At 69.0% G+C, this 17792-nt stretch carries 14 protein-coding genes; 5 read left to right on the top strand and 9 right to left on the bottom strand.

Annotation, left to right across the window (positions count from 1 at the left end; genetic code table 11):
- Positions 1–87: 87 nt before the first annotated feature.
- The 4 genes from H074_RS08435 to H074_RS08420 form a co-directional block, all read right to left on the bottom strand.
- Complete coding sequence (locus tag H074_RS08435) at positions 88–2130, bottom strand: M3 family metallopeptidase (RefSeq protein WP_007029608.1); 2043 nt, start codon at positions 2128–2130, stop codon at positions 88–90.
- 102 nt (positions 2131–2232) lie between these two features.
- Positions 2233–2943: a histidine phosphatase family protein gene (locus H074_RS08430; RefSeq protein ID WP_039921833.1), complete on the bottom strand. Its 711-nt coding sequence runs from the start codon at positions 2941–2943 to the stop codon at positions 2233–2235.
- Positions 2944–3048: 105 nt separating this feature from the next.
- On the bottom strand, positions 3049–3888 hold the full coding sequence (locus H074_RS08425) for an undecaprenyl-diphosphate phosphatase (RefSeq protein ID WP_007029606.1): 840 nt from the start codon (positions 3886–3888) through the stop codon (positions 3049–3051).
- Positions 3888–4934 (bottom strand): LLM class F420-dependent oxidoreductase, encoded by a 1047-nt coding sequence (locus H074_RS08420; protein WP_007029605.1) that lies wholly within the window; start codon positions 4932–4934, stop codon positions 3888–3890. The genes H074_RS08425 and H074_RS08420 overlap by 1 nt, the downstream gene beginning before the upstream one ends.
- Before the next feature lie 137 nt (positions 4935–5071).
- On the opposite strand from H074_RS08420, the gene H074_RS08415 reads away from it, so the two are divergent.
- From H074_RS08415 to H074_RS08405, 3 genes are all read left to right on the top strand, one after another.
- A complete protein-coding gene (locus H074_RS08415) occupies positions 5072–6037 on the top strand; it encodes an aldo/keto reductase (RefSeq protein WP_007029604.1) in 966 nt (321 codons plus the stop codon).
- Between the two features lie 241 nt (positions 6038–6278).
- Positions 6279–7292: a YncE family protein gene (locus H074_RS08410; protein ID WP_007029603.1), complete on the top strand. Its 1014-nt coding sequence runs from the start codon at positions 6279–6281 to the stop codon at positions 7290–7292.
- Positions 7289–7510 carry a DUF5703 family protein gene (locus tag H074_RS08405; protein ID WP_007029602.1) on the top strand — a complete coding sequence of 74 codons (222 nt, stop codon included), beginning with the start codon at positions 7289–7291 and terminating at the stop codon, positions 7508–7510. The genes H074_RS08410 and H074_RS08405 overlap by 4 nt, the downstream gene beginning before the upstream one ends.
- Here H074_RS08405 and H074_RS08400 read toward each other — a convergent pair.
- The 5 genes from H074_RS08400 to H074_RS08380 all read right to left on the bottom strand — a co-directional run bounded on the left by H074_RS08400 (position 7503) and on the right by H074_RS08380 (position 14284).
- Entirely contained in the window at positions 7503–8246 is a 744-nt protein-coding gene (locus tag H074_RS08400) for an SRPBCC family protein (protein WP_007029601.1), read from the bottom strand. The genes H074_RS08405 and H074_RS08400 overlap by 8 nt on opposite strands.
- Positions 8247–8843: a winged helix-turn-helix domain-containing protein gene (locus tag H074_RS08395; RefSeq protein ID WP_007029600.1), complete on the bottom strand. Its 597-nt coding sequence runs from the start codon at positions 8841–8843 to the stop codon at positions 8247–8249.
- Between the two features lie 40 nt (positions 8844–8883).
- Positions 8884–9762, bottom strand: a complete 879-nt coding sequence (locus H074_RS08390) for an alpha/beta fold hydrolase (protein WP_007029599.1) — start codon at positions 9760–9762, stop codon at positions 8884–8886.
- Positions 9762–11084: a M20/M25/M40 family metallo-hydrolase gene (locus H074_RS08385; RefSeq protein WP_007029598.1), complete on the bottom strand. Its 1323-nt coding sequence runs from the start codon at positions 11082–11084 to the stop codon at positions 9762–9764. Before H074_RS08385 ends, H074_RS08390 begins: the two co-directional genes overlap by 1 nt.
- A 356-nt stretch (positions 11085–11440) precedes the next feature.
- Positions 11441–14284 carry an ATP-binding protein gene (locus tag H074_RS08380; protein WP_007029597.1) on the bottom strand — a complete coding sequence of 948 codons (2844 nt, stop codon included), beginning with the start codon at positions 14282–14284 and terminating at the stop codon, positions 11441–11443.
- 231 nt (positions 14285–14515) lie between these two features.
- Here H074_RS08380 and H074_RS08375 point away from each other — a divergent pair, with 231 nt between their 5' ends.
- Both H074_RS08375 and H074_RS08370 read left to right on the top strand, forming a co-directional pair.
- A complete protein-coding gene (locus tag H074_RS08375; protein ID WP_039921829.1) occupies positions 14516–16066 on the top strand; it encodes a S8 family peptidase in 1551 nt (516 codons plus the stop codon).
- Between the two features lie 46 nt (positions 16067–16112).
- Positions 16113–17582, top strand: coding sequence for a trypsin-like serine protease (locus H074_RS08370; RefSeq protein ID WP_039921876.1), 1470 nt, complete (start codon positions 16113–16115; stop codon positions 17580–17582).
- Positions 17583–17792: the final 210 nt, after the last annotated feature.

Genomic DNA, 17792 nt, shown 5'->3' with positions numbered 1-17792 from the left:
TGCGGTATATATCGTTATACACTTTGCTCGAGTCGCGGATTCCTTCGGTGCGGCGGTATCGGCAGCGAGCAGGGAACCGTCAGGAGGTCAGGCGCCCGCGAGGCCGCGCCGCTTCAAGAGCGGCTCGATCTCCGGGTCACGGCCGCGGAACGCGCGGAAGGCGGCCATGGGGTCGACGCTGCCGCCCCGCCCGAGCAGTTCTCGGCGGAAGTGGTCGCCGTTCTCCCTGGTGAGCCCGCCGTTCTCGCGGAACCACTGCACGGTGTCGGCGTCGAGGACCTCGCTCCAGATGTAGGAGTAGTAACCGGCGCTATAGCCGCCGCTGAAGATGTGCGCGAAGTAGGTAGTGCGGTAGCGCGGCGGCACGGCTTCCAGCGCGACACCGGCCTTGGTCAGCGCCTCGGCCTCGAACCGCTGGACGTCGTCGACGTTGTCCTCGGTGCCCAGCGCGTGCCATGCCTGGTCGAGGAGGGACGCCGCGAGGTACTCGGTGGTCGAGAAGCCTTCGCCGTACTGCTGGGATGCCAGGAGTTTGTCGATCTGCTCCTGCGGCAGCGGCTCACCGGTCACGTGGTGTTTGGCGTAGTTGGCCAGTACCTCGGGCCAGAGCATCCACATCTCGTTGACCTGCGAGGGATATTCGACGAAGTCACGCGGGACGTTCGTGCCGGAGAACATCGGGTACTCGACGTCGGAAAGCAGCGAGTGCAGCGCGTGCCCGAACTCGTGGAACGCGGTGACGACCTCGTCGAAGGTGAGCAGGGTCGGCTCGCCCGACGGCGGCTTGGCGACGTTGAGCACGTTCACCACGACCGTCTTGGTGCCCAGGAGTTTCGTCTGGTCGACGAAGTTGTTCATCCAGGCGCCGCCGCGCTTCGAGTCGCGGGCGTAGTAGTCGAGCAGGAACAGGCCGAGTTCCGCGCCGTCGGCGTCGAAGACCTCGAAGATCCGGACCTCGGGGTGGTACTTCGGCAGGTCTTCCCGCTCGGTGAAGCTCAGGCCGTAGAGCTTGGACGCGGCGAAAAAGACGCCGTCGGTGAGTACCCGGTTCAGCTCGAAGTACGGGCGCAGCGCCGCTGTGTCGACCTCGAACCGGTCCTTGCGGACGCGTTCGGCGTAGAACGCCCAGTCCCACGGCCGCAGGACCGCGCCGGGGATGTCGGCTTCGAGGTAACGCTGCAGTTCTTCGGCCTCCGCCTTGGCATTGGCGACCGCGACCGGCGCGAGACGTTCCAGGAGCCCCACAGCGGCCTGAGCGGTCTTCGCGGTCTCGTCCTCGATGACGTACGAGGCGTGATCGGGGAAGCCGAGCACGGCGGCCCGCTCGGCACGCAAGCGGACCAGCTGGGCCACGACCTCGTTGTTATCGAACTCGTTGCCCCGGTTGCCGCGGGACACCGACGCGGTGAAGATCCGCTCGCGCAGCGCGCGGTCCTCCAGCGAGGCCAACGCCGCCTGCGCTGTCGGCAGGGTCAGCTTGAGGACGTACTTGCCCTCCTCGCCGGACGTTTCGGCGGCCGTGGCGATCTCGTCCTCGCCCAGTCCCGCGAGTTCCGCGACGTCGTCGACGACCACGGCCAGTTCGTTGGTGTCCTTGAGCAGGTTCTGCTGGAAGCGGGTCGACAGCGTCGAAATCTGCTCGTTCAGCTCGCGCAGGCGCTTCTGGTCGGCTTCGGGAAGCCCTGCGCCGGCGCGGCGCACGTCGGTGTGGTGACGCTCCAGCAGACGAAGCGACTCGGCGTCGAGGCCGAGTTCGTCCCTGCGCTCGTACAGGGAGTTGATCCGGGCGAACAGCGCCGGGTTCAGGCTGATGGCATCGGCGTGCGCGGCCAGCCGCGGCGCCATCTCGGCCTGCACACGCTGGATCTCTTCATTCGCGTTCGACCCGGCGAGGTTGAAGAACACGCTGGAGACGCGGGACAGCAGCCTGCCGGACTTTTCGAGCGCGACGATGGTGTTCTCGAAGGTCGGAGGCTCGGCCGAGTCGGCGATTTCCTCGATTTCGGCGGCGTGCTCGGCCAGGCCCGCTTCGAAGGCGGGAAGGAAGTGTTCGTCGGCGATCCGGTCGAACGGCGGAAGGGCGTAGGGCAGCTCACTCGGCGCGGCGAACGGGTTGTCCTGCGAAATCATCGGTGTTGCTCCCGGGTCGTCGAATCTGCTGTTCAGGCCACCTTACGGGCAGTGAGGGGCCGGTGGATGCCGTCCGTGGCGGTGACGCCGACGACGACGTGGTCACGCTCCGGTGGTACCGCCCACCACCGCGTCGGAGCTGTGTTTTCCCTTGCCGCGCTTGGCTTTGGCCTTGGGTTCGGGTGGGGCGATACCGGCCAGGTCGCCGCCGTTGTCGTTGACGCGCAACACGAACGGACGAGTCTCGGTGTACCGGACGACCGAAACCGACGCCGGGTCGACCACGATCCGCTGGAACGCGTCGAGGTGCTGACCGAGCGCGTCGGCGAGGATCGCCTTGATCACATCGCCGTGGCTGCATAAGAGCCAGACCGCGTTCTCGCCGTGCTTCGCGGTGATCCGGGCGTCGTGCGCGCGGACGGCCGCGACCGACCGGGCCTGCATCTCGGCGAGCCCTTCACCGCCGGGGAAGATCGCGGCCGAGGGATGCGCCTGCACGACCCGCCACAGGGGTTCCTTGAACAGATCCTTGAGCGCGCGACCGGTCCACTCGCCGTAGTCCACTTCGGACAAACCGGGCTCTTTGACCTTGTCCAGACCGCGTGCTTCGGCCAGCTTCGCGACCGTCTGGCGGCAGCGGAGCATCGGCGAGACCACCAGTTCGGCGAGCGGGACCGGCGCCAGGCGCTCGACGAGCGCGGCCGCCTGCGCCCGGCCGGTGTCGTCCAGGCCGACCTTGGGAGTGCGCCCGGCCAGGACACCCGAACCGTTCGCCGTGGACTTGCCGTGGCGCAGAAGGATCACAGTACTCACGTGACCCACCCTACGTGTCGTGCTTTGCCCGCTCCCGCCATTCGGCACCTGATTGCGGTCATTGCACGCGCAAGGATCGCAATCAGGCGCCGAATGGCGTGGGTGTTACAGGTGCGGGCCCGCGCCGGGGTCCAGGACGCCGGCGAAGATGAGCACGAACAGCAGGACACCGAGCACGAGCCGGTAGATCACGAACGGCACGAAGCTCTTGGTCTTGATGTAGGACATCAGCCAGGCGATGACGGCGTAACCGACGCCGAACGCGACCAGCGTCGCGAGGATCGTCGGCCCCCACTGCGCCGGGGCGCCGTCCTTGCCGATGTCGGTCAGCTTGTACAGACCCGAGCCGAACACCGCCGGCAGCGCCAGCAGGAACGAGTATTCCGCCGCCTCCGCGCGGGTGTAGCCGAGCAGCAGCCCGGCGCTGGTGGTGCCGCCGGAGCGGGAGACACCCGGGATCAGCGCCAGCGCCTGTGCGAACCCGAAGCCGAGGCCGTGCGGCACGGTCAGGTGGTCGAGGGTGCGCTGCTGCTTCCCGATGCGGTCGGCCACCAGGAGGATCAGGCCGAACACGATCAGCGTGGTCGCGGTGATCCGCAGGTCACGGAACGTTTCGTCGATGGCGTCCTGCAGCAGCAGGCCCAGCACCACGATCGGCAGCGAGCCGACGATGATCAGCCAGCCCAGCCGGGCGTCGGGGTCGTGGCGCCAGTCCTTCTTGTAGATGGAGAAGAACCAGGCCCGGAGGATCTTCCCGATCTTGCTCGAGAAGTAGAGGATGACCGCGAGTTCGGTGCCGATCTGGGTCACCGCGGTGAACGCGGCACCCGGGTCGTCCCAGCCGGCGAGCGCCGCGGTGATCCGCAGGTGCGCGCTGGAGGAGATCGGCAGGAACTCCGTGAGGCCCTGGACGAGACCGAGGACCAGTGCTTCGAACCATCCCATCAGGCGACACCGGCCGTTTCGATCGCCTCGGCCGCGATCTCGAGAGCGCGTGCGGAGCCCTCGGGATCCGGCATGGCGGGCGCGACGGTCAGCGTCGTGACACCGGATCCGGCGAAGGCCTGCATCCGTTCGGCGATGCGCTCCTTGGGGCCCAGCAGTGACGTCGCGTCGATGAACTCCAGCGGGACGGCCGCCATGGCGCCTTCGTAGTCCTTGCCCAGGTACTTTTGCTGGACGTCGGCCGCTTCGCGCTCGAAGCCCATCCGGCAGGCGAGCTGGTTGTAGAAGTTCTTCTCCCGGCTGCCCATCCCGCCGATGTACAGGGCCGCGTACCCGCGGACCGCGTCGGCGCAGGCCTTCCAGTCGTCACCGACCACGAGCGGGACAGTGGGCACGACGTCGAAGCCGTCGAGGGAGCGCTCGGCCTTTTCCGCCCCGGCCTGGATCAGCTTCAGCTGCTCACCGGCGTGCTCGGGCGAGTAGAACACCGGCAGCCAGCCGTTCGCGATCTCACCGGTCAGTTCGAGGTTCTTCGGGCCGATGGCGGCCAGGTACACCGGGATCTCTTCCCGCACCGGGTGCACGGTCAGGCTCAGCGCCTTGCCGGGCCCGCCGGGCAGAGGCAACCGGAAGTGGTCGCCGTCGTACCTGACCCGGTCGCGGCTCAGCGCCTTGCGGACGATCTCGACGTATTCGCGGGTGCGGCCGAGCGGCGACGCGAACTTCACGCCGTGCCAGCCTTCGGAGACCTGCGGGCCGGAAACACCGAGGCCGAGGCGGAACCGGCCACCCGAAAGCGTGTCCAGGGTCGCGGCGGTCATCGCGGTCATCGCCGGTGTCCGCGCCGGGATCTGCAGCACGGCGCTGCCCACGTCGATCCGCGAGGTCTGCGCCGCCACCCACGAGAGCACTGTCGGCGCGTCCGAACCGTACGCCTCCGCGGCCCAGACGACCGCGTAGTCCAGTTCGTCCGCCTTCTTCGCCAATGCCAGGTTGGCCGCGTCGTTTCCCGCGCCCCAATAGCCCAAGTTCAGTCCGAGTCGCACGGCGTGAATGTATCCATCGGAGTGTCACTCCTCCGTTCAGGGTGTTGACACGGCGATGACCCGCTTGGTGGTACTCGATCACGACACGCTCACCTGCTCCGCGACCCGAACTTGCCTTCCGGCTAGGCTCGCCCGTCGTGGAAAAGCGACAGCTCGGCCGGTCGGGACTTCGGGTCTCGCGGATGGCCCTCGGGACCATGACGTGGGGTGGCGACACCGACTCGGAGGAGGCGGCCGGCCAGCTGGTCGCGTTCGTCGACGCCGGTGGCACCCTGGTCGACACCGCCGACATCTACGGCGAGGGCGAGAGCGAACGTGTCCTCGGCGCCCTGCTCGGCGACCTCGTCCCGCGAGACGACATCGTGCTCGCCACCAAGGCCGTCGCCCGCCGCACCGACGGCCCGTTCGGTGGCGGGGCTTCGCGCGGCGCCCTGTTGAGCGCGCTCGAAGGCTCGCTGCGCCGGCTCGGCACCGACCACATCGACCTGTGGCAGCTGCATGCCTGGGACACCACGGTGCCGGTCGACGAGACCCTCGCCGCCCTCGAATACGCCGTGACCAGCGGCAAGGCCCGCTATGTCGGCGTCTCCAACTACTGCGGGTGGCAGCTGGCGACCGCCGCGGCCCGCAGCTCCGCCGTCGCCCCACTGGTCTCGACGCAGGTCGAGTACTCGCTGCTGGAACGCGGCGTCGATCGCGAGGTCGTCCCGGCCGCGGAGCATCACGGCATCGGGATACTCCCGTGGGCGCCGCTCGGCCGGGGTGTGCTCACCGGCAAGTACCGCAGCGGGACACCCGCCGATTCGCGCGGCGCTTCGAGTGTTTTCGCGGGCTATGTCGAACATCACCGGACCGATCGCGCGGCCCGGATCGTGCAGGCGGTCGCGACGGCCGCGGACGGCCTCGGGACCTCGCCGCTGGCCGTCGCGCTGGCCTGGGTCCGCGACCGGCCCGGAGTGGTCGCGCCCGTGGTCGGAGCCCGTGACACCGGTCAGCTGACCGGTTCGCTGACGGCCGAGGAGATCACGCTCCCGCCCGCCATCCGGTCGGCGCTCGACGACGTCAGCGCGATCGAGGTCGGGTACCCGGAACGCGGCCTCTGAGCCGTCTCAGTGTCTTCTGGTGGTCCCGCGGTGGCAGGGCGCCCTGCCACCGCGATGGCGGGGCCTTCGGCAGGGACGGGTTCAAGCTGCGTATGGTCCATTCGGCGGAGCTGTCCCAGCTCCGCGGACAGGTCTCAGTGAGTGGATTAGGTGACTGTTGGGTGACGCGGACGTGACGTGGTGGAGTTCCTGGAGGATGCTGGACAAGTCCGTTCGACGAGTAGCAGGTGGAGGCACCAAGGTGGGTCGGCTGTCCGCCGTTTCCCGGATCGCGATCCCGCTCGCCGGTGTCCTGGTGCTGTCGTCCTGTAGCACGGACGACACGCCGAACGACTCCTTGCAGATCGTGCAGAACCCCGTCGCGGTGACCGCGGCGGTCTCCCCCGCGGTGTCGATCAAGCCCGCCGGTTCGGTTTTCGCGGTGCCGGGGGTGAAGGCGCTGGTGACCGACGAGGCGAGCAAGACGCTGGTCGTCGCCGTTTCGGAGCCGCCTTCGCTGCGCATCTACGATCTCGCCGCCCTCGACACGCCGAAGACGACCGTGGCCTTGCCCGGGCCGGCGGAGCGGCTCACGGTGTCGGGTTCGCAGGTGCTTGCCAGCGTTCCCGGCAAGAGCCTGCTGGCGAAGGTCTCCCTGCCTGGTGGCGCGCTGGAGACGGTCCCGGTCGCGGGACAGCCGTCCGCCGGCCTCGCCGACGGCGACGCGACGCTGGTCTCGGTCCGGGACCGCAAGGTCGTGGAGGTGCTGTCGAAGAACGCGGGACCGAAGACGATCACCGGCCAGATCTACAGCGCCGACGACGTGCTGAACACCGGTGACGGCGTGGTCGTGCTCGACAAACTGCGCACCGCCTTGTTCGCCGTCGACCTCACCGAGGGCAAGATCGGCGAAGGCCTGCGCGCCGGCGACGGAGCGGCCAACGCCGTCACCGACGATTTCGGACGCGTCTTCGTCACCGATGCGCGGGCGGGCGCGCTGCTGGCGTTCTCTACGACGCCGTTGCTGCTGCGCCAGCGCTACCCCGTTCCCGGCGGGGCGTACGGCATCGCCTACGACCGCACCCGTGGCCTCGTCTGGGTCACGCTCACCGAACGCAACGAGGTCGTCGGGTTCGACGTCCGCGGCGGGGAGCCGATCGAGAAGCACCGGTTCCCCACCGTGCGGCAGCCGGATTCGGTCACCGTCGACGCCCACGGCGGCCGTGTGGTCGTGGGCTCGGCCATCGGAGAAGGGATCCAGGTGATCACGCCATGACAGTGGTGGACGAGGCGGTGGTCGAAGGGGATTGGGAGTACCGGCGGCTGCAGCTTCCGCCCGGTGTTTCCCGGCGGGCGGCGGCGACGCAGCTGTCGATCCACGCCGAGTTCGCCGGCTGGGAGCTTTCGACCGTCCGGCTCTACTCCGACGGGACGAGAAGGGTGTGGTTGCGCCGCAAGCGCACAGCCGCTCCCCTGCCCGGCATCATCACCTGAACACCCGGTCGAGCCAGCCAGCCCAGAGCGCGTCCTGTTCCGCGGAGTCGACGTCGCCGAACAGGTGATGCATCGCGGTCATCGGCCCGCCGAACCCGCGGACGAACCTCAGTAGCGCGTCCGGGGTCCGGATCCCGACGGTCTGCGCGTTCGCGAAATAGACCTCGCCGTCCACAGTGGACACCGCGTCGGCGGAGAGGCGAACCCGGTCCCCCGTTTCCGGTCGACCGGCGAGGCCCAGTTCCCGGCCCAGCGTCAGCCATGCGCCGTCCCAGTCCCCGATCATCGGCCCGAACACCGTCACCGGCACGGCCTTCTGGCCGGCGAAGCGGGTGAGGTACTCGACGAGGGTGCGGAGGAACAGCTCGCCACCGGCGGTCATCGCCTCGAATTCGTCTTCCCAGTCGTCGCCGGGCAGGAAGCCGCTCGTCACGGTCCTCAGCACGGTGCTGCCGCCGGAGCGGCCCTCGATAAGGAACTCGTAGGCGACGAATCGCCCGTCCGGTCCGGGTTCCGTGCCGTAGACCAGCCGTTCCAGCGGATCCCACGACGTGATCGCCGACGTGGGTTCGTAGCCGCCGAAAGCGGTCTTCACGGTGCCGCCGACGCCTCCGTCGACCTCGTTGCGCCCCATGAACCATGACGTGACCCCCGGTCCGGTCGCGATGGCGTCCCAGACCTGTTCCGGCGTCGCGTCGACTTCGACGCGGTCGGTGATCTCGAATTCGTGGCCCATTCAGCGCTCCTCGGGCTCGGTGCGGACGCTCGGGTGGACGGCGACGACGATCCGGTGGTCGCGGCCCTGTTCGGCGCCTTCGTCGTGGTACTTGCTCACCAGGTTCGTGATCGCGACGGTGAGCTCTTCGGCGAACGCGGCCCTGTCCGCGGCGGAGGAGAACCGCACCTCGCCGTCGATCGCGAAGGTCGCGACCCGTTTGCGCGCCTTGGTCGCACCGGTGATCAGCAGGCCGACGTCGCGCACCAGCCTGCCCGCCACCGCGAGCAGCCAGCGCGCGGACAGGCGGTCCGGCGACTGGGCCGGATCGGGCTGCACGGCCGAAAGCGCCGTCGGCGAGATGACGTAGGACGACGCCGTCGCGCGCATCATTCGCTCGGTGACGTTGCCCTTACGCCGCTCCTCGACGAGCTCCACCAGCCCGTGCTTCTCCAGCGCGCGAAGGTGGTAGTTCACCTTCTGCCTCGGCAGATCCACTCGGGCGGCCAGCATCGTGGCCGACGCCGGTTCGGCGAGTTCGGCGAGCAGCCGGGCCCGGACCGGATCCAGCGACACTTCGGCCGCTTCCGCGTCCTCGATCACCGCAACGGAGAACATGGCACGAAGGTGCCACCGAAAACAGATTTTGTCAAGACAGTCAGCCTTGTCGGCGAGCTTCGTTCGCCAGCGCGAGAAGGCGGGGCACCACCTGCGGAGCCGCCTCGAGCGGGACGACGTGCCCGACACCGGGCAGCACCACAGACGTCCCGTTCTCCACCGCGCCCGCCAGTTCCTCGACGTCCGCCGCGGGCACGAGCTTGTCGCGCTCCCCCACGATCGCCGTCACCGGCACCGCTCCGACCTGCGACAACGCCGATTCCCGGGTGTAGGCGTCCAGCGCCGGGCGGAACGCGGACACCGTCTGCGGCCAGTTGCCGCGGATCATCCGCACCGTCAGTTCGACGTCGGCGGGCACCGGGTCGTCCCCGAAGAGCCACCACCGCAGCCCGGCGGTCACCGCCTTGCTCGTGTGCTCCCGCACCAGGCCGATCAACTTCGTCCCGAAGACCATCTCCAGGTCCCGGCCGAGTTTCCCGAGAGCGTTCGGCCAGATCGCGTCCGGAGTGACCCCGCCCGCCGACATGGCGAGCAGCCCGATTCCCGCCACTCTCGCCGCGAAGACGTCCGGGTGGCGCTGGGCGAGCGACAGGATCGCGAGCCCACCCATGTCATGGCCGACCAGGACGACCCGCCCGGCGGGGATCACCTTGTCCAGCACCTCGGCCAGGTCGTCGGCGAGCTGTCCCATCGTCGCGGACGCGGCCCGGACCTCGCCGGATTCGCCGTGGCCGCGATGGTCGTAGGCCACCACCGAGATCGGTTCCTCCGCGGCCTCGGCCAGCACCGGCGCGATGGCGCGCCAGCTCCGCCTGTCCAGGGCGTACCCGTGGAGGAGCACCACGGTCACCGGCGCCGATAGGTCACCCCAGCGTTCGAAATGCAGGGGTGTCCCGTCGGCGGCCAGCAGACCGGGCATCAGGCCGAGCGGAGGAAGCGGTCGAGCACTCGCACGCCGAACTTCAGCGCGTCGACGGGGACACGCTCGTCGACCCCGTGGAACAGCGCCGAGAAGTCCAGGTCCGCGGGCAGCTGCAAAGGAGCGAACCCGAAGTTGCGGATCCCGAGCGACTGGAACGACTTCGCGTCGGTGCCGCCGGAGAGCATGTACGGGAGCGTGCGGGCGCCCGGGTCTTCGGCGAGGACCGCGTTGGTCATCGCGTCGACCAGGGCACCGTCGAAAGTCGTCTCCACCGGCGGCAACTCCATCCATTCCTTCTCGATGTCCGGGCCGAGGATCTCCTCCAGCTCGGCGTTGAACGCCTCGAGGCGGCCGGGAAGGATCCGGCAATCGACCGAAGCCTCCGCGACGGACGGGATGACATTCGACTTGTAACCCGCGGTGAGCATCGTCGGGTTAGCCGTGTCGCGCAGGGTCGCGCCGATCATCCGGGAGATGTTGCCGAGTTTGGCGACGGAACCCTCGATGTCGTCCTCGGGGAAGTCCCAGCCGGTGATCTCGGTGACGCCGTCCAGGAATTCGCGGACGGAGTCGGTCATGACCAGCGGGAAGCGGTGGTTGCCGAGCCTGGCGACGGCCTCGGACAGCTTGGTGACGGCGTTGTCGCGGTGGATCATCGAGCCGTGTCCGGCGGTGCCGCGCACCCGCAGCTTCATCCAGCGGATGCCCTTTTCGGCCGTCTCGATGAGGTACGCGCGGACATTGTCCTTCAGCGTGATCGAGAAGCCGCCGACCTCGCTGATCGCCTCGGTGACGCCCTCGAACAGCTCGGGCCGGTTCTCGACCAGCCACTGCGCGCCGTACTTGCCGCCCGCTTCTTCATCGGCGAGGAACGCGAAGACGAGATCACGCGGCGGAACGATGCCGTTGATCTTGTAGTGGCAAGCCAGCGCGAGCGCCATCCCGCACATGTCCTTCATGTCGACGGCGCCGCGGCCCCAGACGTAGTCGTCCTGGATGGCGCCGGAGAACGGGTGGACCGACCACTCCGAGGCGTCGGCGGGAACGGCGTCGAGATGACCGTGGATCAGCAGCGCGCCACGCGACGGGTCCGCGCCCGGCAGCCGGACGATCACGTTGTGCCGGTTCTTGCCACCGGACTCGACATAGGTGATCTCGTAGCCCGCGTCGGTGAGCTTCTCGGCGACGTACTCCGCCGCGGCCCGTTCCCCGACGAGCGTGTCCGGGTCACCCGTGTTGGTCGTGTCGATGCGGATCAGTTCACTGGTGAGGGTGACTGCCTCTTCGGCGGCTGCTTCGATCAAATTCGGTTCGGTCACCAGGCATTCCTACCATTGGTGACGCCCGCCGACCGGTTGCCACCGCGTGGTGGGCACCGTGGGAAGACCCACTCCCCCGCCGCTGCGCCGCACCGACGCAGTCGCACGGCGGAAGCCCCGTCCAGCGATCCCGGCCGGCCTCGGGCAGTTCAAACTGAGCTGGCATGGAGCCGGCCCGCGCGTGACGTCGCCGGCCCCGCGGCGAGCCAAACATGACCAGGCGTGTTCTCCCTCGGTCGTCGTGATCGACCGCACCGGCCAGAGCCTGATCGCCGACGATTCAGCAGCGCGTAGGTCGCGAAATGACCGCGCCGGAGTCGCCGAGTGGGATCCAGCGGCAGGCCGGGCGCGCACGTTCAGAGGCGGACGTCGTGGCGGGAGGGCGCGTTCAGTTTGCGGCGAACCTTGACGACGTAGTCCTCGACGGTGCGGCGGGACAGGAACAGAGCTTGGGCGATCTCGCGGTTGGTGTGGCCGCCGGCAAGGAGACGGGCGACATCCTGCTCGCGCGGGGACAGTTCGTCGCCGTAGCCGCGCCTCCCACGTCGCGAAGGCGTGGCCACGCCGGTGCTGCGGATGCGGTGGCGGCAGCGGGCGGCGTCGACCGTCGCCCCGAGTGACTCGTAGGACTCGGCGAGCACCTCGAGCTCCGTGACGTCGGCGATGGCTCCACCTTCGGCTTGCTCCGCGAGCTGGATGGCCCGGTACGACAGACCAAGGTCGTGATGCAGGCCGATCGCCTCCCGGTAGAGCCTGTCCGCCTCCTCGCGGTCGTCCGTCACCGCAGCCAGCCTCGCGCGGCAACCGGTCAGCGCCGCGTGGGCCAGCGGGGCGTCCACACCTCCCAGACCGGTAATGGTCTCGGCGACGAGGCGACGCGCGGCGTCGACGCGGTCCATGGCCAGGTAGAAGTCCACGGCCTGCGGCAACAAGTCGCCCGACCACACCCACGCGCCCTTGCTCCGCAGCATCCCTACGCCGCGTTCCACGTGTTCCTCCGCCGCAGCGACCTTGCCCTGGCTGAGCAACATGCCCGCCATGCCCCCGGCCGCCGATACACCTACCGGGAACACCTGAGCGAGCGGGTACGAGCCTGCCGCCTCGAAAGCCCGCTCGGCCCGCACCCATTCGCCGCGTGCGGCCGCCAGCCAGCCTCGTGTGAGGTTCAGGTCGGTGGTCAGCAGCAGGTTCGCGTAGGTTTCGACCAAGCGGTCGATCCGCCGTTCCAGCCCCGACCACTGCCCGTCGAGCCAGTCGAGCCGGACGGCGGTGGCTTCGGCGGTACCGACAACGTAAGAGGCAGCGACCTGCTCGGCCAAGGCGACCCCGCTGCGCAAGAACTCCCGCGCTCGCGCATAGTGCCCGATCCACGAGCACGCGTCCGCCAGATTGCAGTGCGCCCGGGCCAGGTGGTGGATCTCGTCAGGGTCGTGCACGTCGGAAGGGGACGGCAGCTGCGCGACGCGCTCCCAGGTGCTGGAGTCGCCGACGATGAGCCGCCCGCCGAGCGTCGTGGCCAGCAGGACGGTACGCAGGGTCTGCGTAGGCAGGTGGTCGGTGATCATCTCCACCCGGCCGAGCGCGGTTTGGTGCTCGGCGATGGAGGCGTTTCCCAAGTACGGGCCTGCCATGGCCGCCAGCCCACGCACGGTGCGTTCCGGCTGGTCGGCGAGCAGGTCGATGGCGCGGGCGATCTCACCGGCGCCGCGGTCCACCTCCCCGGTCTCCCGTTGCAGCAGCAACCCGAACCACAGGTGCACCTCGCCCCGGACGTCCGGGGCGAGCCTTGGGTCCGACAGCAGGCTCTCGACACGCGCCGTCACCACCCCGCCGGGCAGCCCCATCAGGGCGTAGCCGCACAGCTTGATGGCCAGCCGGTTGGTGTCGTCGACGCTGATCTCCGGATCGGTCAGCACCTCGGACAGCAGGTCGACCGCGGTGGTCATGTCCTTGACTTCCTCCGCGGCCTCGGCGGCGAGTTCGCTGTACCGCAGCCATTCACTTTTCCTGCCTGCCGCTTTTGCGTGCACGGACAGGCGTCCGGCAGGTGTCCGGTCGAGGGCCGAAAGTGCCTCTAGGGCGCGTTCGTGCAACTCCCGTCGCCGAGGACCGGGCAGTGAAGCACAGACCGCGCGCCGGGCGATGTTGTCCCGGAAACCGAACCTGTTCGCCGTCTCCTCCACGAGCACACCTGATTGCGTCAGCGCGATGAGGTGCTCTACCTCCGGCTCGCCCGCGACGGCGCTCAGAACATCGGTTGTCTCCGGCACGCCCAGCACCGCGGCGGCCTCTGCGAGGGACCGCGCGGCGTCGGGCAGGCTCCAAATCCGCTCCCTGATCGCGTCCGAAACCAGGACCGGTACGTCGATCCCGTCCAGAGCCCGCTGGGCGAGGTCACCTTCCGCGCGTACGTCCGCCATCGGGTCGCGCAGCGCCCGGACGGCTTCTTCGATCACGAACGGGATCCCGGCCGTCTCGCGCAGGACGACCTCGGCGAACCGCTCCGAGGTCACCTCGTCCGCCACGAGTGCGTTGATCATGGCGCGCACCTCCACCGCGCCGAGGGGCCGCAGGACCAGGTTGACGCCGGTGACCCCGTGCGGGACGTGCGAGGGGTAGCCGAGCGTGGCCACGGTGGGCAGGTCTTCGCGGCGGTAGGTCGCCACGATCGACAGGCCCGGCGGCGGGCTCGCCAGCACGAACCGCAGTACCCAGCGGGTCTCCTCGTCCGCCCAGTGCAGGTCCTCAAGCACGAGCACGGTGTCTCCCAGGGAGCGGAGCAGTTCGCGCACGGCGCGGAAGATCCGATGTCGCTCGGCCTCGGGGTCGCCGAGCGCACGCGGCGCGGGCGGCAGAAGCCCGGCGAGTTCGGGCAGGTGATCGCGCAGGGCGCCGGTCACCGGGCCGGGGTCGTCCAGGTGGTCACCGCACTGGCTGAGACAGTCGAAGAGCACTCCGTACGGGAACGGCTCGGGCAGTGGCTGGCACGCACCCCTCACCACACGCACTCCCCGGGCGCGGGCGGCCGCGGCGAACTCGGCGACCAATCTGGTCTTGCCCACCCCGGCCTGTCCCTCCACGAACACAGCCGATGGCGCGTGTTCCACCGCGCCGAGCAGGGCGGCCAGTTCCGCGTCCCGGCCGACCATCGGCACCGAGCCGGACCGGACGGGAAGCGGTCTCGCGCCACCATGACCCATGCTCGCTCCTGCCGGTGATCATGCGAAAAGGACTGTCCTACAGGGTAGGTCGGCCGCCGGGGCGGCGTAACCCCGTGAGCACGCGCATTCGGCGCGCACGGACGATTCCGTACTCATACGGGTCTCGACCACGCTTGTTTCCCTGTCGCCCACGCCGAAAAGTGGATTGCCGAGCGGCCTGATGTCCCAAGTCCCTGCCGATCGCCGCTCGAACGCATGCTGGAGGAATAGATGCAAGAGCGCAGGAAACGATTATTTTCGAGCTTGTTCACCGTCGCGGTCGCCGCCGCCGCGATGGCGACCACCGCGGGCGAAGCTGTGGCGCAGCAGGCGGAAGCGGCCGTCGCGCAGGCCGGCCACCCTTACCCCGGACAGTACATCGTGATCCTCGAAAACGGCGCCCGCGCCGCGACCGAGGGCCACGCCGCGACACTGAGCCGGCGCTACGGCGGCGAGGTGACCGACACGTACTCGGTCACCCTGAACGGCTTCGCGGTCCGCAACCTGACCGAGCGGCAGGCGCGACGCCTGGCCGCCGATCCGTCGCTCAAATCGGTACACCAGGACGGCACGACCAGGGCGACGGGCGAGCAGCCGAACCCGCCTTCGTGGGGCCTGGACCAGATCGACCAGCGAACCTCCACCTTGGACAAGAAGTACACCTTCCCGAACTCGGGTGAGGGGGTGACCGCCTACGTCGTCGATTCCGGCGTCAACGCCCAGCACCCCGAGTTCGAGGGCAGGGCGAGTCACGGCTACGACGTGCTCGACAACGACACCGACGCGAGCGATTGTTACTGGCACGGCTCACATGTGGCGGGAACGATCGCGGGCGCGACGGTCGGGGTGGCGAAGAAGGCCAAGATCGTGGCCGTGCGCTCGCTGGACTGCAAGGGTTCCGGCCCGGACTCGGCCACGGTCAGCGCCATGGAGTGGGTGGCCAAGAACGCCGTGAAGCCCGCCGTGGTGAACATGAGTCTGGGCATGGACGTCCCCGGCGTCGGCGACGAGCAAGTCAAAGCCATGGTGGCCAAGGGGATCGTAGTGGCGGTCTCCGCGGGGAACAACGGCCAGGACGCGTGCGGCGTCAGCCCGGCGCGTGTTCCCGAGGCGCTCACCGTCGGCTGGTTCAACAAAGACCGCACCCGCGGCGGGAACTACGGTCGCTGCATCGATCTCTTCGCTCCGGGCGGCAACATCTACTCCAGTGATCACACCGGAGAGTTCCGCACCGGCAGCGGTACGTCCATGGCCTCCCCGCATGTCGCGGGCGCAGCGGCGCTGCATCTGTCCGCGAACCCCGGCGCGACCCCGCAGCAGGTCAGCGACGCGCTGGTGCGAAGCGCCAGCCCGGACCTGATCACCAACCCCGGGACGGACTCGCCCAACAAGGTGCTCTACGTGAGCGACATCGGCGGCGGCACGCCGTCCAAATGTGGGGCCAAGAGCAACGACCAGGACGTGGCCATCCCCGACGCGGGTCCGGCAGTGGACACCTCCGTGAGCCAGGACTCTTGCCAGGGCAAGGCGTCGGCCGCGTTACCGGTTCGAGTCGACATCGACCACACCTACACCGCAGACCTCGACATCGATCTGATCGGGCCGAGTGGCGTGTCCTACCCGCTCAAGCGCGCGGGCGGTGTCGGCGAATCCGGCGGTGTGCACCAGAACTTCACCGTCGACGCCTCACGCGAGGACGCGAACGGCACGTGGCGGCTGTCGGTTCGCGACACCTACCGGTTCGATGTCGGCACGCTCACGGGCTGGTCCATCACGTTCTGACCGAAGTGGACGGACATCGCCGTCCCCGTTTCCTCGAAGGAGAATGATGAGAACGCCACGCTTAGCCGTAGCACTCACCCTGGCACTGTCCACGGTGGCGCTGCCGGTCATGAACACCACCGCTGTCGCCGCGCCACCCGACACGGTCAGTGTCGCCGCGACCCCGACCGACCAGCTCCGCACGGGAGACTGGGGAACCCGGATCGTCAACGGGGAACGCACCACCGTCAAGGAGTACCCGTTCGTCATCGCGGGCATGCGCGTGGGAGGCGGCGGCCCGCAGGGACAGTCCTGCACCGCCTCCGTCGTCGGCAAGCGCAAGATACTCACCGCGGCACACTGCATGGTCGACACCACCGGCGCCAAGAGCTACTTCTACGGCGACGACGACTTGAACACCCCGGGCGACGAGACGTTCCGCACGGCCGTCGCCTCATTCAAGACCCACCCCGGCTACACCGGCTCCGGCGGCTGGCGAACCGGCTACGACGTCGCGGTGGTCACCACCGTCGACGACATCCCGGTGCCAGAGAGCCAATGGGCCAAGGTGGCAGGCTCTGGAGACAGCGCGCTCACCCAGCCGGGCAATTCCGGCACCTCCCTCGGCTACGGTAAGACGTCGTCGGACGGCGGCTCCGGCGAACTCCGCAAGACCACCATGCCGGTCAACGATCCCGCCGGCTGCCAGGTCTTCGACATCCGGGTCAACGGCGACCTCATGGTGTGCACCGGCTACAACGACGGGCGCACCGCCGACTGCTCGGGTGACAGCGGCGGCCCGTTCATCGTGGACGGCGTGGTCGTCGGCGTTTCGTCGTGGGGCTCCAGCGCCTGCGACCGCTACAGCATCATGGCCCGCCTGACCAACGCGATGGGTGACTGGGCCCGCGCCGAGATCGGCGGGACCCAGCCCGGCGACGGCAAGTTCACGATGGCGTTGTCTCCGTCCTCCGGCAAGGCCGAGCCCGGTAAGCACGTCTCCACCAGCGTCACCACCAAGGCAGGCGACCAAGGCCCGGAGAAGCTAGAGCTAAGCGCATCCACCCTGCCCGCCGGTACGACCGCCACCTTCCAGCCCTCGGCGAGCATCAACTCCGGTGACGTGGCCAAGCTGACCTTGCAACCGTCAGCGAACACCCAGGCGGGCACGTACAAGGTCACCGTCACCGCCAAGGGCACCTCCGGAGCCAAGACCGCCGAATTCACACTCACGGTCGGCGACGGTGGCAACACCATCGGCCCGAAACCGTCCCTCTCGTCGAATTCCGGCACCGTCCCGCCCGGCGGCTACGCCAACACGACGATCACGGTCACCGGTGGCACGGGTCCCATCCGGCTCAGCGGCACCGGCGTTCCCCACCCGCCGACCTTCTCCCCGCAGACCGTCAACCCCGGCGGCACTTCGCGGATGACCGTCATGGGCCCGTACCAGCGCGGCACCTACAAGGTGACCATCACCGCGACGGACAGCACCGGCAACACCGGAACAACGGACTACACCCTCACCGTCCGCTGAGATCCGTATCGGCGAGGCCGTGAGTCCGGAACCGCCTCTCGCCGGAACCGTGGAGCCCGTGGCCGCCTCGGCGACCACGGGCTCCATGACCCTTACCGAGCACCGCGCCGCTCGTACGGCGTGGCCCGCTGGGCCGTGGCCAGACTTGGATCAGTTCCCGACAGAGGTCACCGCGCGGTAGCCAGGTTGCGGCGGTGCCATGCGCGTCGC

Origin of the sequence: Amycolatopsis decaplanina DSM 44594 (assembly GCF_000342005.1) — a bacterium.
Taxonomy (GTDB): domain Bacteria; phylum Actinomycetota; class Actinomycetes; order Mycobacteriales; family Pseudonocardiaceae; genus Amycolatopsis; species Amycolatopsis decaplanina.
The sequence above is the reverse complement of the archived record's forward strand: the minus strand, read 5'-3'. Positions and strand labels throughout refer to the sequence as shown.

Bases quoted from the DNA above. Each gene is read 5' to 3' on its own strand.
- H074_RS08375 (WP_039921829.1), top strand. From the start codon at position 14,516: ATGCAAGAGCGCAGGAAACGATTATTTTCGAGCTTGTTCACCGTCGCG.
- H074_RS08405 (WP_007029602.1), top strand. From the start codon at position 7,289: ATGACAGTGGTGGACGAGGCGGTGGTCGAAGGGGATTGGGAGTACCGG.
- H074_RS08400 (WP_007029601.1), bottom strand. From the start codon at position 8,246: ATGGGCCACGAATTCGAGATCACCGACCGCGTCGAAGTCGACGCGACG.
- H074_RS08425 (WP_007029606.1), bottom strand. From the start codon at position 3,888: ATGGGATGGTTCGAAGCACTGGTCCTCGGTCTCGTCCAGGGCCTCACG.
- H074_RS08395 (WP_007029600.1), bottom strand. From the start codon at position 8,843: ATGTTCTCCGTTGCGGTGATCGAGGACGCGGAAGCGGCCGAAGTGTCG.
- H074_RS08390 (WP_007029599.1), bottom strand. From the start codon at position 9,762: ATGCCCGGTCTGCTGGCCGCCGACGGGACACCCCTGCATTTCGAACGC.
- H074_RS08380 (WP_007029597.1), bottom strand. From the start codon at position 14,284: ATGGGTCATGGTGGCGCGAGACCGCTTCCCGTCCGGTCCGGCTCGGTG.
- H074_RS08370 (WP_039921876.1), top strand. From the start codon at position 16,113: ATGAGAACGCCACGCTTAGCCGTAGCACTCACCCTGGCACTGTCCACG.
- H074_RS08435 (WP_007029608.1), bottom strand. From the start codon at position 2,130: ATGATTTCGCAGGACAACCCGTTCGCCGCGCCGAGTGAGCTGCCCTAC.